The 14,518-nt window shown below is 67.6% G+C and carries 14 protein-coding genes; 12 read left to right on the top strand and 2 right to left on the bottom strand.

All coding sequences use genetic code 11. The annotated features are described in order from the left end of the window. Positions 1–3 precede the first annotated feature (3 nt). Complete coding sequence (locus tag ABDJ40_RS04715; RefSeq protein WP_347606707.1) at positions 4–1,458, top strand: DEAD/DEAH box helicase; 1,455 nt, start codon at positions 4–6, stop codon at positions 1,456–1,458. A 61-nt stretch (positions 1,459–1,519) separates the two neighbouring features. Here the strand turns inward: ABDJ40_RS04715 and ABDJ40_RS04720 are convergent, their stop codons facing one another. Then, positions 1,520–2,299, bottom strand: a complete 780-nt coding sequence (locus ABDJ40_RS04720) for an SAM-dependent methyltransferase (protein ID WP_347606710.1) — start codon at positions 2,297–2,299, stop codon at positions 1,520–1,522. After that, the gene (locus ABDJ40_RS04725; RefSeq protein ID WP_347606713.1) at positions 2,296–2,919 is read right to left on the bottom strand and encodes a Maf family nucleotide pyrophosphatase; all 624 of its coding nucleotides are present in this window, start codon (positions 2,917–2,919) and stop codon (positions 2,296–2,298) included. The genes ABDJ40_RS04720 and ABDJ40_RS04725 overlap by 4 nt, the downstream gene beginning before the upstream one ends. Positions 2,920–2,979: 60 nt before the next feature. Here ABDJ40_RS04725 and ABDJ40_RS04730 point away from each other — a divergent pair, with 60 nt between their 5' ends. The 11 genes from ABDJ40_RS04730 (at position 2,980) to lepA (ending at position 14,507) form a co-directional block, all read left to right on the top strand. After that, entirely contained in the window at positions 2,980–3,540 is a 561-nt protein-coding gene (locus tag ABDJ40_RS04730) for a YceD family protein (RefSeq protein WP_347606716.1), read from the top strand. Positions 3,541–3,892: 352 nt separating this feature from the next. Continuing rightward, a complete protein-coding gene (gene rpmF, locus ABDJ40_RS04735; protein WP_183103007.1) occupies positions 3,893–4,075 on the top strand; it encodes a 50S ribosomal protein L32 in 183 nt (60 codons plus the stop codon). Between the two features lie 229 nt (positions 4,076–4,304). Beyond that, complete coding sequence (gene plsX / locus ABDJ40_RS04740) at positions 4,305–5,456, top strand: phosphate acyltransferase PlsX (protein WP_347606719.1); 1,152 nt, start codon at positions 4,305–4,307, stop codon at positions 5,454–5,456. Next, positions 5,453–6,454 (top strand): beta-ketoacyl-ACP synthase III, encoded by a 1,002-nt coding sequence (locus ABDJ40_RS04745; RefSeq protein ID WP_347606722.1) that lies wholly within the window; start codon positions 5,453–5,455, stop codon positions 6,452–6,454. The genes plsX and ABDJ40_RS04745 overlap by 4 nt, the downstream gene beginning before the upstream one ends. Before the next feature lie 35 nt (positions 6,455–6,489). Continuing rightward, positions 6,490–7,431 carry an ACP S-malonyltransferase gene (fabD, locus tag ABDJ40_RS04750; RefSeq protein WP_347606725.1) on the top strand — a complete coding sequence of 314 codons (942 nt, stop codon included), beginning with the start codon at positions 6,490–6,492 and terminating at the stop codon, positions 7,429–7,431. Between the two features lie 29 nt (positions 7,432–7,460). Then, positions 7,461–8,204, top strand: coding sequence for a 3-oxoacyl-ACP reductase FabG (gene fabG / locus ABDJ40_RS04755; protein WP_347606728.1), 744 nt, complete (start codon positions 7,461–7,463; stop codon positions 8,202–8,204). 191 nt (positions 8,205–8,395) lie between these two features. Next, the gene (acpP, locus tag ABDJ40_RS04760; protein WP_183103012.1) at positions 8,396–8,635 is read left to right on the top strand and encodes an acyl carrier protein; all 240 of its coding nucleotides are present in this window, start codon (positions 8,396–8,398) and stop codon (positions 8,633–8,635) included. Positions 8,636–8,713: 78 nt separating this feature from the next. After that, positions 8,714–9,958 carry a beta-ketoacyl-ACP synthase II gene (gene fabF, locus ABDJ40_RS04765; protein ID WP_347606731.1) on the top strand — a complete coding sequence of 415 codons (1,245 nt, stop codon included), beginning with the start codon at positions 8,714–8,716 and terminating at the stop codon, positions 9,956–9,958. Between the two features lie 26 nt (positions 9,959–9,984). Continuing rightward, a complete protein-coding gene (locus ABDJ40_RS04770; RefSeq protein WP_347606734.1) occupies positions 9,985–10,500 on the top strand; it encodes a hypothetical protein in 516 nt (171 codons plus the stop codon). Between the two features lie 210 nt (positions 10,501–10,710). After that, positions 10,711–12,171: a DegQ family serine endoprotease gene (locus ABDJ40_RS04775; protein WP_347606737.1), complete on the top strand. Its 1,461-nt coding sequence runs from the start codon at positions 10,711–10,713 to the stop codon at positions 12,169–12,171. Positions 12,172–12,698: 527 nt separating this feature from the next. Beyond that, the gene (lepA, locus tag ABDJ40_RS04780; protein ID WP_347606739.1) at positions 12,699–14,507 is read left to right on the top strand and encodes a translation elongation factor 4; all 1,809 of its coding nucleotides are present in this window, start codon (positions 12,699–12,701) and stop codon (positions 14,505–14,507) included. Positions 14,508–14,518 lie beyond the last annotated feature (11 nt).

Here is a 14,518-nt window from a genome sequence, read left to right on the forward strand (position 1 = left end):
CCCATGACTGAAGCTTCACAAAGCGAAGGCGCACCGGCGCTCTTCGACACGCTGCCCCTGGACGCCAAGTTGCTGCGCGCCGTGGCTGACCAGGGCTACGCGACGATGACGCCCATCCAGGCCAAGGCCATCCCGGTCGTGCTGGCCGGGCGCGACGTGATGGGGGCGGCCCAGACCGGCACCGGCAAGACCGCCGCCTTCTCCATCCCGCTGCTGCAGCGCATGCTGCGCCACGAGAACGCCAGCGCCTCGCCGGCCCGGCATCCGGTGCGCGCGCTGTGCCTGGCGCCCACCCGCGAGCTGGCGGACCAGGTGGCCAACAACGTCAAGGCCTATGCCAAGCACAGCCAGCTGCGCGTGGCCTGCGTCTTCGGCGGCATCGACATCAAGCCGCAGATGGAAGAGCTGCGCCGCGGCGTCGAGGTGCTGATCGCCACGCCGGGCCGGCTGCTGGACCACATCGAGGCCAAGACGGCCGTGCTGAACCAGGTCGAGTACGTGGTGCTGGACGAGGCCGACCGCATGCTGGACATCGGCTTCCTGCCCGACCTGCAGCGCATCCTCAGCTACCTGCCCAAGCAGCGCCAGACCCTGCTGTTCTCGGCCACCTTCTCGCCTGAGATCAAGCGTTTGGCCCAGAGCTATCTGCAGAATCCGGAGCTGATCGAGGTGGCGCGCCCCAATGCCACGGCCTCCACGGTGGAGCAGCGCTTCTACAGCGTCGAGGACGACGACAAGCGCCGCACCGTCTGCCAGATCCTGCGTCAGCGCGAGATCAAGCAGGCCATCGTCTTCGTGAACTCCAAGCTGGGCGCCGCGCGCCTGGCCCGCTCCTTCGAGCGCGACGGCCTGCGCACCGCGGCCCTGCACGGCGACAAGTCCCAGGACGAGCGCCTGAAGTCCCTGGACGCCTTCAAGCGCGGCGACGTGGACCTGCTGGTGGCCACCGACGTCGCAGCCCGTGGCCTGGACATCGCCGACCTGCCGGCGGTCTTCAACTTCGACGTGCCCTTCAACGCCGAAGACTACGTCCACCGCATCGGCCGCACCGGCCGTGCCGGTGCCTCGGGCATTGCCGTCACGCTGGTGGCCCGCTCGGACGCCCGCCTGGTTGCCGACATCGAGAAGCTCATCAAGCGCAAGCTGGACCTGGAGCCCTTCGAACTCGAGGATGACCGCCCGCGCCGCCCGCGCCGTGACTGGGAAGATCGCCGCGAAGGCGCGCCCTCCGGTGCAGCTGCTGCGCCTGCTGCGGCCCCGCGTCCCGCACCCCGGTCGGCGCCGCGTGATGCCTTCTTCGAGAAGCCCTACGAGCCCCAGAGCACCGAGGAGCCGCCGGCCTGGGAGCGTGGCACCGCAGCGGCACCGGTCAAGGGCCTGAGCAGCTACATCAAGCCCAAGAAGAAGGTGGCGGCCCTGTTCGGCGCCAAGCCGGCGGCCGCGCCCAGCGAGTCCTGAGCAAGACCTGACCCCAGCATCGAAGGCCCGCCGCAGCGGGCCTTTTTCATGCGGCGGCCGCTCAGGCCAGCAGGCCGAAGACGGCGGGCACCTTGTCCGGCAGGGCGGGGCGCTTCTTGCGCCATTGCGCGACCGTGCCGCTGCAGCTGAAGCCCTGAGCCAGGGTCAGGCCGCAGCTGAGCGTGAGGCGGGTCTCAGGCCGCAGGCTCGCCAGCAGCGCGTCCAGCAGAGCCTCGTTGCGGTAGGGTGTCTCGATCATCAGCTGCGTCTGCTGGAAGCGCTGCGAGAGCTGCTCCAGCTCCTTCAGCCGCGCCGTGCGGGACGCGGCCTCGACCGGCAGGTAGCCCACGAAGGCGAAGCTCTGGCCGTTCAGGCCGCTGGCCGCCAGCGCCATCAGCAGGGAGGAGGGGCCGCTCAATGGCAGCACGGGAATGCCCGCCAGGTGGGCCAGCGCCACGAGCCGCGCACCCGGGTCGGCCACGGCCGGCAGCCCGGCCTCCGAGATCAGCCCGACGTCATGGCCGTCCAGCGCGGGGGCTAGCAGGGCCTGCCAGGCCGCGTCGTCGCCCGTGACGGGCTTGCCGCCCTTGGGGGGGCGGGGCAGCTCCTGGATCTGCAGCTCCTGAAGCGGGCGGCTCAGCGGATGCAGGGCGTCGACCCGCTTGAGGAAGGCTCGCGTGGTCTTGGCGTTCTCGGCGGCCCAGTGCTGCAGGCCTGCGGCGCAGCGCAGGACGTCGTCGGGGATGACCAGGCGCAGGTCCACGGCCCCACCCTCGATGCCGAAGTCCAGGGTGTTGGGCACGAGGATCAGTCGGCCCTTGCGCGCAGCGGTCGCCGTCATGCGGCCACCAGCGGATTCAGCCCGCCGTCGCGCAGCATGCGGGCCACACGGATCAGGGGCAGGCCGATGAGTGCCGTGGGGTCGTCGGAGTCGATGGCGTCCAGCAGGGCGATGCCCAGGCCCTCGGACTTGGCGCTGCCGGCACAGTCGTACGGCTGCTCGGTGCGGAGGTAGTGCTCGATCTCTGCATCGTCCAGCGCCCGGAAGCGCACCGAGACGGGGGCCAGGTCTTGCGCCTCGAAGCCGCGGGCCTGGCAGACCACCGCCACCGCCGTCTGGAAGACCACGGTCCTGCCGCGCATGGCGTGCAGCTGCTCGACGGCCCGCTCGTGCGTGCCGGGCTTGCCAATGGGCTGGCCGTCGAGGTCGGCAACCTGGTCGGAACCGATCACCAGCGCCTGCGGGAAGCGCGCCGCCACCTCGCGCGCCTTGGCCAGGGCCAGGCGGCGCGCCAGGGTGGCCGGGGCTTCGCCGGGCAGGGGCGTCTCGTCGACGGCAGGCGCGCAGACCGCGAAGGGCAGGTGCAGGCGATGCAGCAGCTCGCGCCGGTAGCGGGAGGTGGAACCCAGGATCAAGCGGGCTTCGGCAGCGTCCTGGAGGGGGGGCAGGGTGGAACTCATGCGGCGGATTGTCCCATCGCGGCGGCGCCGCCCACGAGGGGCGCTCGTACACTTGAGCCCATGAAACAGCGTCAATTCGATCCCCTGAAGCTCGACGTCGAGGCCTTTGCCCGCGATGCGGGCGAGCTGCAAGGGGAATGGTCCATGGTCGAGCTCCCGCGCCTGGCGGAGTCGGCCTCCGAGGAATCCCCGGCGGCCAGCTGGCCGCCGCTGCGCTGGTCGGTGCGCGGCGAGCGCCTGAGCCCACGCGCCGCCGAGCCCCAGACCTGGCTGCACCTGGAAGCCGAGGCCACCGTGACCCTGGTCTGCCAGCGCTGCCTGCAGCCTTACGCCCAGCATCTGGCCGTGCAGCGCAGCCTGCGCTTCGTGCGCGATGAGGACATGGCCGCGCAACTCGATGCCGACAGCGACGAGGACGTGCTGGCCATGAGCCGTTCCCTGGACCTGCGCGAGCTGATCGAGGACGAACTGCTGCTGGAGCTGCCCCTGGTGCCCCGCCATGAGGAGTGCCCGGAGCCCCTGGTCCACGCCGACCATGACCTGCCCGAGCCTGCCCAGGACGAGAAGCCCCATCCCTTTGCTGCCCTCGCCGCACTCAAGGGCAAGGGGCGGCCGCAGTAGTGCGGACGCGGGGCGGGTGGCGATGTGTGGGCGGCCGTCCTGGCCGCATCCGCCACCCCTGGCCTTGTTGCGACGTGTTTTGTAGCGGCAGGATTCTCAAGGCCCTCAAGCCATGCTAGAATCGCAGGCTTTCCCCGCTTTGCTCTTCGTGTTTGCCGGTTTTACGGGCACATGGATGGCAAAGGACGGGATGCCGAGGCGTCGGTAGCGGGTACACGCACGAGTCACGCGGTGACGGCTTTCGGGGCATTCATCTTTTTGAATCTCCGGATGCAGGTCAGCGATTCGTGCTGATGAGTGCCTGGACCCGCCGAGCAAGCCTCAAATCACCGAAGCCCCAGGAGAATTCACCATGGCCGTTCAGCAAAACAAGAAGTCGCCTTCCAAGCGTGGTATGCACCGTTCGCACAATGCCCTGACCAATCCGGGCACTGCCGTCGAGCCCACCACCGGTGAAGTGCATCTGCGTCACCACATCAGCCCCAACGGCTTCTATCGTGGTCGCAAGGTCCTGAAGACCAAGGCAGACGCCTGATTGAACTGCTGGGCACCTGCTGTGGTGCCTCAGTCAATGACAGTCTGTGAAAAGCCCGGCTCGCTGCTCGATGCGTCGCCGGGCTTTTGTGCTTGAGCTCTCGCAATAAGGGGCTCGCTACAGGGTGTGTCCGCTTGCTCCGTCACGGGGGCTCGCGTAAGGTGCGCGGCTTGCGCAAGCAGTGTCGACCGTGCGGTCGGCGATGTGCCCAGTTCCGGTCCGAATCCTGATGTCCTCTCCTGAATCGAATGCGCCCGTGCCCGTGCCCGTGGCCCCCGGCCTGATCCGCCTGGCGGTGGACTGCATGGGCGGGGACCATGGCCCCAGCATCACGCTGCCGGCCTGCCGTGCTTTCCTGGCGGCCCATCCGGAGGCCGGCCTGCTGCTCGTGGGCCAGCCCGAGGCCCTGAAGGAGGCGCGATCCTGGCCGCGCTGCGAGATCGTGCCGGCCAGCGAGGTCGTCACCATGGATGATCCCGTCGAGGTGGCCCTGCGTCGCAAGAAGGACTCCTCCATGCGCGTGGCCATCCAGCAGCTGAAGGCGGCGGAGGGCGAGCAGCCGCGGGCGCAGGCCTGCGTCTCGGCCGGCAATACCGGCGCGCTGATGGCGGTCTCGCGCTACCTGCTCAAGACGCTGGAGGGCATCGACCGTCCGGCCATCGCCAGCGTCATGCCCAACCAGACCGGTGGCTTCACCACCATGCTGGACCTGGGCGCCAACGTGGACTGCAGCGCCGAGCACCTGCTGCAGTTCGCCGTGATGGGCAGTGCCCTGGTCAGCGCGGTGGAAGGCAAGGCCGAGCCGCGCGTGGGCCTGCTGAACATCGGCGAGGAAATGATCAAGGGCAACGAGACCATCAAGCGCGCCGGCGAGCTGCTGCGCGCCGCCGATGCCGCCGGCCAGATCAACTTCCATGGCAATGTGGAAGGCAACGACATCTTCAAGGCCACCGCGGACGTGGTGGTCTGTGACGGCTTCGTGGGCAATGTGGCCCTCAAGACGGCCGAGGGTCTGGCCTCGATGATCTCCACCTTCATCCGCATCGAGTTCAGCCGCAACCTGCTGACCAAGTTGGTGGCCCTGCTGGCCCTGCCCATCCTGCAGCGTTTCAAGAGCCGGGTGGATCATCGCCGGCTCAATGGCGCGGCCCTGCTGGGGCTCAAGGGCCTGGTCTTCAAGAGCCACGGCTCGGCCGATGCTGTCGCCTTCGAGACAGCGCTGAACAGGGCGTATGATGCCGCCCGCAACCGGCTGCTCGACCGGGTTCACGACCGCATCATCGCCACGCTGCAGGCCATGCCCGCCACCGCGGACGCCAGCCTGCCGGGTGAGTCAGGTGGTGCAGGAGACAAGGCGGCCTCGGCCGCCCATGCTGCATGACTACAAGTTCCTCACTGACTGCCCCCCGCTTTTCCCGCATCCTGGGAACCGGAAGCTATCTCCCCGAACAGCGCCTGACCAACGCCGAACTCGCCGCCCAGCTGGCGCGCGACGGCGTCGAGACCTCCGACGAATGGATCGTCGAGCGCACCGGCATCCGTGCCCGCCACTTCGCGGCGCCCGACCAGACCTCCAGCGACCTGGCCCTGCCGGCCGCCCGTGCGGCCCTGGAAGCGGCTGGCGTGGCCGCGGAGGAGATCGACCTCATCATCGTCGCCACGTCCACGCCGGACATGGTCTTTCCCTCCACCGCCTGCTTGCTGCAGCAGAAGCTGGGCATCGCCGGCTGCGCGGCCTTTGATGTGCAGGCCGTGTGCTCGGGCTTCGTCTACGGCCTGACCGTGGCCGATGCCATGATCAAGAGCGGCGCCGCCAGCAAGGCCCTGGTGATCGGTGCGGAGACCTTCTCGCGCATCCTTGATTTCAAGGACCGTACCACCTGCGTGCTGTTCGGCGACGGCGCCGGTGCCGTGGTGCTGGGCGCCAGCGAGACCCCGGGCATCCTGGCCAGCCAGCTGCATGCCGACGGCCGCCACGTGGACATCCTCTGCACGCCGGGTACGGTGTCCGGTGGCCAGGTGCTGGGCCATCCGCTGCTGAAGATGGACGGCCAGGCTGTGTTCAAGCTGGCCGTGGGCGTGCTGGAGAAGGTGGCGCGTGCCGTGCTCGAGAAGGCCGGCAAGACCGACGCCGACATCGACTGGCTGATCCCCCACCAGGCGAATATCCGCATCATGCAGGGGACTGCCAAGAAACTGAAACTGCCGCTTGAGAAACTGGTGGTGACGGTGGATCAGCATGGCAATACCTCGGCTGCGTCCATTCCGCTGGCCCTGGATGCCGCGGTCCGTTCGGGCCAGATCAAGAAGGGTGAGACCGTCATGCTGGAGGGCGTGGGCGGCGGCTTCACCTGGGGTGCGGTCCTGCTGGACCTCTGATCACCCGTTCCACTGCACAAGAAAGAGACGAGACGATGAGCGCGAGCTTTGCATTCGTGTTTCCCGGCCAGGGTTCGCAGACCGTGGGCATGCTGGACGCCTGGGGTGACCACCCCGAAGTGCGCCGCACGCTGGAGGAGGCCTCTGCCGCCCTGGGCGAGGATGTGGGCGCCCTGATCAAGAACGGTCCCAAGGAACAGCTGGACCTGACCACCAACACCCAGCCGGTGATGCTCGCCGCCGGCATCGCCTGCTACCGCGCCTGGCTGGCCGAGACCGGCCTCAAGCCCGCTGTGGTCGCCGGCCACTCCCTGGGCGAGTACACCGCCCTGGTGGCCGCCGAGGCTCTGAGCCTGGCCGAGGCCCTGCCCCTGGTGCGCTTCCGCGCCCAGGCCATGCAGGATGCCGTGCCGGTGGGCGTGGGCGCCATGGCCGCCATCCTGGGCCTGGACGCTGCCGCCGTGCGCGAGGGCTGTGCCGCCGCGGCCCAGGCCGTGGGCGAGGCCGTCGAGGCGGTCAACTTCAACGATCCCAAGCAGACCGTCATCGCCGGCACCAAGGCCGGCGTGGACAAGGCCTGCGAGGTGCTCAAGGCGGCGGGTGCCAAGCGCGCGCTGCCCCTGGCCGTGTCGGCCCCCTTCCATTCCAGCCTGATGAAGCCGGCCGCCGATCGCCTGCGCGAGCGCATGGCTGGGGTGGACTTCAAGCCCATGGCCATCCCCGTCATCAACAACATCGACGTGGGCATCAGCGCCGATGCTGACGCCCTGCGCGATGCCCTGTACCGTCAGGCCTTCGGCCCGGTGCGCTGGGTGGAGATCGTGCAGGCCATCAAGGCGCGCGGCATCAGCCATGTGATTGAATGCGGTCCGGGCAAGGTGCTGGCCGGCCTGGCCAAGCGCGTCGATGCCGAGATCCAGAGCGCCACCGTGCTCGACCCGACCAGCCTGGCCGAGGCACGGACCCTGCTGGGTTGAACAGAACAAGACCTGCGAGACACACCACCATGAGCGACACCATCAAGGGCCAGGTGGCCCTGGTCACCGGCGCCAGCCGCGGCATCGGCCGCGCCATCGCCCTGGCCCTGGCCGAGAAGGGCTACACCGTCATCGGCACGGCCACCAGCGAATCCGGCGCTGCCGGCATCAGCGAGGCGCTGGCGCCCCTGGGCGGCCATGGCATCGTCCTGAACGTCAATGACGCCGCCGCCTGCGACGCCGCGGTGGACGACATCGTCAAGACGAAGGGCGGCCTCCATGTGCTGGTCAACAACGCCGGCATCACCCGCGATACCCTCGCCATGCGCATGAAAGACGAGGACTGGGACGCGGTGATGGACACCAACCTCAAGGCCGTGTTCCGCATGAGCCGTGCCGTGATGCGCACCATGATGAAGGCGCGTTTCGGCCGCATCGTCAACATCACCTCGGTGGTGGGGGCTTCGGGCAATCCGGGCCAGGCCAACTATGCTGCCGCCAAGGCCGGCGTGGCCGGCATGACCCGGTCCCTGGCGCGCGAGCTGGGCAGCCGCGGTATCACCGTGAATTGCGTGGCACCCGGCTTCATCGCCACTGACATGACCGAAGTCCTGCCCGAGGCCCAGAAGGCCGCGCTGCTGGGCCAGATTCCCGCCGGTCGCCTGGGTGAACCCCGGGAGATCGCCCATGCCGTCGCCTTCCTGGCGTCGCCCGAGGCCGCGTACATCACCGGCACCGAGCTGCACGTCAACGGCGGCATGTTCATGAGCTGACGGAGTTAGCCCCCGTTGTTTTGACCCTTTTGTGGCTGCAGGCCTTCAGGCCGGCGGCCCACCGGATTCCCCCGGCCGGTGAAGGATCTTCTGAGTGCCCGGACACGCTCGTTCGGGGCCCCGCTAGGGGTGTCACTCTAGAAGCCTTAGAATCCCGGGTTGTTCCTTTGCAAACCCCTCTTGGAGGAGTCATGAGCGATATCGAAGCACGTGTCAAGAAAATCATCGCCGAGCAGCTCGGCGTGCCCGAAGCCGATGTGAGCAACGAGAAGGCCTTCGTCGCCGATCTGGGCGCTGATTCTCTGGACACCGTGGAACTGGTGATGGCACTCGAAGACGAGTTCGGCATCGAGATCCCCGACGAAGAAGCCGAGAAGATCACCACCGTCCAGCTGGCGATCGACTACGCTGTCAAGAACCAGAAGGCCTAAGGGCCACGGGGCCTCGCGCCCTCTGGACCACGGGGCCTTCGTGCCCCGCGGTATGTCTTCAAAGAATCTGCTGATCGCATGAGCCGTCGTCGCGTTGTCGTCACCGGTCTCGGTCTGATCAGCCCCGTGGGCAACACGGTGGCTGAAGGCTGGGCCAACATCCTGGCTGGTCAATCCGGCATTGATCGCATCACCCGTTTCGATGCCAGCAACTTCGCCTGCCAGTTCGCAGGGGAGGTCAAGGGTTTCGAGGTTGGCGACTACATGTCGACCAAGGAAGCGCGGACGATGGACCGCTTCATCCACTTCGGCCTGGCTGCGTCCATCCAGGCGGTGCAGGATGCCGGTCTCGCGACCAACGATCAGCTGACTGAAGAGCAGGCCGAGCGTATCGGCGTGCTCGTGGGCTCGGGCATCGGCGGTCTGCCGATGATCGAGGAAACCCACGCCGAGCTGACGGCGCGCGGACCGCGCCGTATCTCTCCCTTCTTCGTGCCCGCCTCGATCATCAACATGATCTCGGGCCACGTCTCCATCAAGTACGGTTTCCAGGGGCCGAACCTGGGGATCGTGACCGCCTGCACCACCGGCCTGCACAGCATCGGCGAGGCCGGCCGCCTGATCGAGTACGGCGACGCCGACGTCATGATCGCCGGCGGTGCCGAGTCCACCGTCTCGCCCCTGGGCGTGGGGGGCTTCGCTGCCGCCCGTGCGCTGTCCACCCGCAACGACGACCCCAAGACCGCGTCCCGCCCCTGGGACAAGGACCGCGACGGCTTCGTGCTGGGCGAGGGCGCCGGTGTGCTGGTGCTGGAAGAGTACGAGCACGCCAAGAAGCGCGGCGCCAAGATCTATTGCGAGCTGGCCGGCTTCGGCATGGGCGCCGACGCCTATCACATGACCGCGCCCAACGTGGACGGCCCCAAGCGCTCCATGCGCGCGGCCCTGCGCAATGCCGGCATCAATCCGGACCAGGTCCAGTACATGAACGCGCACGGCACCTCCACGCCGCTGGGCGACGTCAACGAGACCAATGCCACCAAGCTGGCCTTCGGCGATCACGCCAGGCAGCTGGTCATCTCCTCGACCAAGTCCATGACCGGCCACCTGTTGGGCGGCGCGGGTGGCATCGAGTCGGTGTTCACCGTGCTGGCGGTCCACAACCAGGTCGCCCCCCCGACCATCAACATCTTCAACCAGGATCCCGAGTGCGACCTGGACTACTGCGCCAATGTGGCGCGTGAGATGAAGATCGAATACGCCGCCAAGAACAACTTCGGCTTCGGCGGCACCAACGGCACGCTGATCTTCAAGCGGGCCTGAGCCTGCGGCGGCATCCGGAGGCCGCCGTGACCGCCCGCCAGGCCCCGCGTCAACGCCAGGCGCCCGCCTTCCAGCTGGAAGTACGGGCGCCTTTTCTTTGGCGGCTGCTCACCGTGCTGTTGTGGGCCCTGGCCTGGTGTGCGTCCGCAGCAGCGGTGCTCGCCCAGGTCGCTGCGCGCCTGGGGCCTGGAGCTGGGACGGCCTGCCTGCTGTTCGCCCTGCCACTGCTGCCTCTGGTCTGCTGCCTGGCCTGGCGGCATCGGGCCGGCGAGGTCTGGCAGCTGCTGTGGGACGGGCAGCAATGGGCCCTGCGGCCCGGCGATGCGTGCCGGGCGGCGCAGGAGGACTCGCCTTTGCAGGCCCAGTGGCTCCAGGTGTCGATGGACCTCGGCGGCTTTCTGCTCCTGCGCTGCCGTCCGACGGGCGAGGGCCGGCATGCGGCGGTCTACCTGCCCCTCTCGCGGCACCAGCACCCGGGCCTCTGGCTGCGCTTGCGATGGGCGCTGTTCTCGGCACGAGGATTGCCGCCGGAGAGGGCCTGAGTCCATTGGACTGATCGGGGGGTGTCCACCCCGAGGCTCGCGCCCCTCCATGACCTTGGGCGCGACCGGGGGGCTCATGCTTTGATACATGCCTGCCGAGCAAAGATAGTCGGCCAGCATCCATGCGCCGAGCAGAGCTGGCGGAGGCATTGCACAATGACGGCGGCCCGGGCATGCGCCCTGGGGCCGGAACCCGAGCCGAATCCACCTATGAACACAGCATCCTCGCATCAAGGCGCCGCGCGCCGGCCTCTGTCACGCTGGCCCCAGGGGCTGGGCGCCCTGGCCCTGGGGCTGAGCCTCACCCTGGCCCCAGCGCTGAGCCAGGCCCAGGCGCGGGAGCTGCCGGACTTCACCGAGCTGGTCGACCGTGTCGGTCCGGCCGTGGTCAACATCAAGACGTCTGAGAAGGCCAAGCCCACCGAGAGTCCGGCCATGGACGAGCAGATGCAGGAGTTCCTGCGTCGCTTCGGCATCCCCGTGCCGCGCCGGGGTGGCCCCCGCAATGGCGATGAGGACGCGCCCACCCGGCGTGGCCTCGGCTCGGGCTTCATCCTGAGCAGCGACGGCTTCGTGATGACCAATGCCCATGTCGTCGAAGGCGCCGACGAGGTGCTGGTCACCCTCACCGACAAGCGCGAGTTCAAGGCCAAGGTGATCGGCCTGGACAAGCGCACCGACGTTGCCGTGGTGAAGATCGAGGCCAGTGGTCTGCCGCAGGTGAAGATCGGCGACAGCGGTCGGCTCAAGGTCGGCGAATGGGTGATGGCCATCGGCTCGCCATTCGGCTTCGACAACAGCGTGACGGCCGGCATCGTCAGCGCCAAGCAGCGCGACACCGGCGACTTCCTCACCTTCATCCAGACCGACGTGGCCATCAACCCCGGCAACTCCGGCGGCCCGCTGCTCAATATGCGCGGCGAGGTGGTGGGCATCAACTCGCAGATCTACAGCCAGTCTGGCGGCTTCATGGGCATTTCCTTCGCGATTCCCATCGACGAAGCCATCCGCGTGTCCGAACAGCTGCGTGCGGGCGGCCGGGTGCAGCGTGGCCGCATCGGCGTGGGCATCGTGGACCTCTCCAAGGACGTGGCTGAGGCCATCGGACTGGGCAAGCCCACGGGCGCCCTGGTGCAGCGCGTGGAGAGCGGCTCTCCGGCCGAGAAGGCTGGCATTGAAGGCGGCGATGTCATCACCAAGGTCGAGGGCAAGTCCATCCAGAGCGCGGCCGAGCTGCGGCGCTCCATTGCGGCCATCAAGCCTGGCAGCAAGGCCATGGTGCAGGTGTTCCGCCGCGGTGCCACCAAGGACCTCACGCTGACGGTTGCGGAGCTCGAGGCAGACAAGCCGGCCAAGAGTGCCGAGCCCGAGGCCAGGCCGGCCTCCGGCGCCGCCGCCGCCCTGGGCCTGGGCCTGGCCGAGATCAGCGAGGCGCAGCGCAAGGAGCTGAAGCTGCGCGGCGGCGTGCTGGTCGAGAATGCGGAAGGTCCAGCCGCGCGAGCCGGCCTGCGCGAGGGCGACATCATCCTGTCGGTGGACAACGTCGAGGTGGCCACCGTCAAGCAGCTGCAGGCTCAACTGGCCAAGCTGGAGAAGGCCAAGCTGATCAACCTCCTCGTGCGTCGGGGCGATGCCGTGAGTTTCGTGCTGGTCAAGCCGGGCGCACGCTGAGTCCCAGCGTTCCGGCCTGCTGGCACCGGCGGCCGGGATGCGCAAACCGGGCATCCGGCCAGGGCTTTTCGCCAGATGAAATGGCCGACGCTGCTCGTGCGGCGAAAAGCGAGGTTTGTACTCGCTCACTTAGGCGGTGCGGACGGGGATTGTGGTGCTTGTAGGATAGAATGCCCGTTATCCAACGTTTGTTTGAGCGTGCTGTCCGCATGAGTGGCGAGGTCGGCCAAGCTGTCCCCAGGATGCTCACAGGAGCCTGTTGATAACTTGTGCATAAAAATCCTTGTTGGCGGGTCGCAACGGCCGGAAAGCCAATGACGGTGCGGTTTCCAGGCGGGCGCTCGGCTACAATGGAAGCCCAACAAGCAGTTGCCATACGTTTTTGTTGGAAGGCGCGTCACCGTTTCGACGTGCCTTTTTTTTATGTCCGGCACGGCCTCCGAAGAGGCCTTCACATCGCTGCGTGACATGAGCCTTTCAAGCGACGGCCCTGGCCGTGGCAGCCGGCGAGTGACGCACGACAGAGCATGAATCACATCCGCAATTTCTCCATCATCGCCCACATCGACCACGGCAAGAGCACGCTGGCAGACCGCATCATCCAGCGCTGCGGCGGCCTGTCGGATCGCGAGATGGAAGCGCAGGTCCTGGACTCGATGGACATCGAGCGCGAGCGCGGCATCACCATCAAGGCGCAGACCGCGGCCCTGCAGTACAAGGCCCGCGACGGCCAGGTCTACAACCTGAACCTGATCGACACCCCGGGGCACGTGGACTTCTCCTACGAGGTGAGCCGCTCGCTGTCCGCCTGCGAGGGCGCGCTGCTGGTGGTTGATGCCTCGCAGGGCGTGGAAGCCCAGACCGTGGCCAACTGCTACACCGCCCTGGAGCTGGGCGTGGAGGTGGTGCCCGTCCTGAACAAGATGGACCTGCCGCAGGCCGACCCGGATCGCGCCAAGGCCGAGATCGAGGATGTGATCGGCATCGACGCCACCGACGGCATCCCCTGCTCGGCCAAGACCGGCATGGGCATCGACGACATCCTCGAGGCCGTGATCACCCGCATGCCGCCGCCCAAGGGCATCGTGCAGGCGCCGCTGCGCGCCATGATCATCGACTCCTGGTTCGACAACTACGTCGGCGTGGTGATGCTGGTCCGCGTGGTGGACGGCATCCTGAAGAAGGGCGAGCGCATCCGCATGATGGCCACCAACGCCGTCTACCCGGCTGACCAGCTGGGCGTGTTCACGCCCAAGAGCGAGTCCCGTGACCAGCTCAACGCAGGCGAGGTGGGCTTCATCATCGCCGGCATCAAGGAGCTGGCCGCCGCCAAGGTGGGCGACACCATCACGCTGGAAAAGAAGCTGCCCAACAACCTGGGTCCCGCCGAAGAGGCCCTGCCGGGCTTCAAGGAGATCCAGCCCCAGGTGTTCGCGGGCCTGTACCCGACTGAAGCCAGCGAATACGACCAGCTGCGCGACGCTCTGGAGAAGCTCAAGCTCAACGACGCTTCGCTGCGCTTCGAGCCCGAGGTTTCGCAGGCGCTGGGCTTCGGCTTCCGCTGCGGCTTCCTGGGCCTGCTGCACATGGAGATCGTGCAGGAGCGCCTGGAGCGCGAGTTCGACCAGGACCTGATCACCACCGCGCCCAGCGTGGTCTACGAGGTGCAGCTGGGCGACGGCGAGGTCATCGAGGTGGAGAACCCCTCCAAGATGCCCGAGATCGGCAAGATCCAGGAGATCCGCGAGCCGATCGTGACCGTGCATCTGTACATGCCGCAGGAATACGTGGGCCCGGTGATGACCCTGGCCAACGTGAAGCGCGGTGTGCAGATCAACATGGCCTACCACGGCCGCCAGGTCATGCTGACCTATGAGATCCCGCTGGCCGAGATCGTGCTGGACTTCTTCGACAAGCTGAAGTCCGTGTCGCGCGGCTATGCCTCCATGGACTACGAGTTCAAGGAATACCGCGCCTCCGACGTCGTCAAGGTGGACATGCTGATCAACAGCGACCGCATCGATGCGCTCTCGCTGATCGTGCACCGCAGCCAGAGCCAGTACCGCGGCCGCCAGGTCTGCGCCAAGATGCGCGAGATCATCCCGCGCCAGATGTATGACGTCTCGCTGCAGGCAGCCATCGGCGCCAAGATCATCGCCCGCGAGGACATCAAGGCGCTGCGCAAGAACGTGCTGGCAAAATGCTACGGCGGCGACATCACCCGCAAGCGCAAGCTGCTGGAAAAGCAGAAGGCGGGCAAGAAGCGCATGAAGCAGATCGGCAGTGTGGAGGTGCCGCAAGAGGCCTTCCTGGCCATCCTCCAAGTCGAAGACTGAACCACATCTAC

The sequence above is a fragment of the Roseateles flavus genome (genome assembly GCF_039872765.1).
Lineage (GTDB): Bacteria > Pseudomonadota > Gammaproteobacteria > Burkholderiales > Burkholderiaceae_C > Roseateles_B > Roseateles_B flavus.

Bases quoted from the DNA above. Each gene is read 5' to 3' on its own strand.
- ABDJ40_RS04775 (WP_347606737.1), top strand. From the start codon at position 10,711: ATGAACACAGCATCCTCGCATCAAGGCGCCGCGCGCCGGCCTCTGTCA.
- fabF (WP_347606731.1), top strand. From the start codon at position 8,714: ATGAGCCGTCGTCGCGTTGTCGTCACCGGTCTCGGTCTGATCAGCCCC.
- rpmF (WP_183103007.1), top strand. From the start codon at position 3,893: ATGGCCGTTCAGCAAAACAAGAAGTCGCCTTCCAAGCGTGGTATGCAC.
- acpP (WP_183103012.1), top strand. From the start codon at position 8,396: ATGAGCGATATCGAAGCACGTGTCAAGAAAATCATCGCCGAGCAGCTC.
- plsX (WP_347606719.1), top strand. From the start codon at position 4,305: ATGTCCTCTCCTGAATCGAATGCGCCCGTGCCCGTGCCCGTGGCCCCC.
- ABDJ40_RS04745 (WP_347606722.1), top strand. From the start codon at position 5,453: ATGACTACAAGTTCCTCACTGACTGCCCCCCGCTTTTCCCGCATCCTG.
- lepA (WP_347606739.1), top strand. From the start codon at position 12,699: ATGAATCACATCCGCAATTTCTCCATCATCGCCCACATCGACCACGGC.
- ABDJ40_RS04715 (WP_347606707.1), top strand. From the start codon at position 4: ATGACTGAAGCTTCACAAAGCGAAGGCGCACCGGCGCTCTTCGACACG.
- ABDJ40_RS04730 (WP_347606716.1), top strand. From the start codon at position 2,980: ATGAAACAGCGTCAATTCGATCCCCTGAAGCTCGACGTCGAGGCCTTT.
- ABDJ40_RS04720 (WP_347606710.1), bottom strand. From the start codon at position 2,299: ATGACGGCGACCGCTGCGCGCAAGGGCCGACTGATCCTCGTGCCCAAC.
- fabD (WP_347606725.1), top strand. From the start codon at position 6,490: ATGAGCGCGAGCTTTGCATTCGTGTTTCCCGGCCAGGGTTCGCAGACC.
- ABDJ40_RS04725 (WP_347606713.1), bottom strand. From the start codon at position 2,919: ATGAGTTCCACCCTGCCCCCCCTCCAGGACGCTGCCGAAGCCCGCTTG.
- fabG (WP_347606728.1), top strand. From the start codon at position 7,461: ATGAGCGACACCATCAAGGGCCAGGTGGCCCTGGTCACCGGCGCCAGC.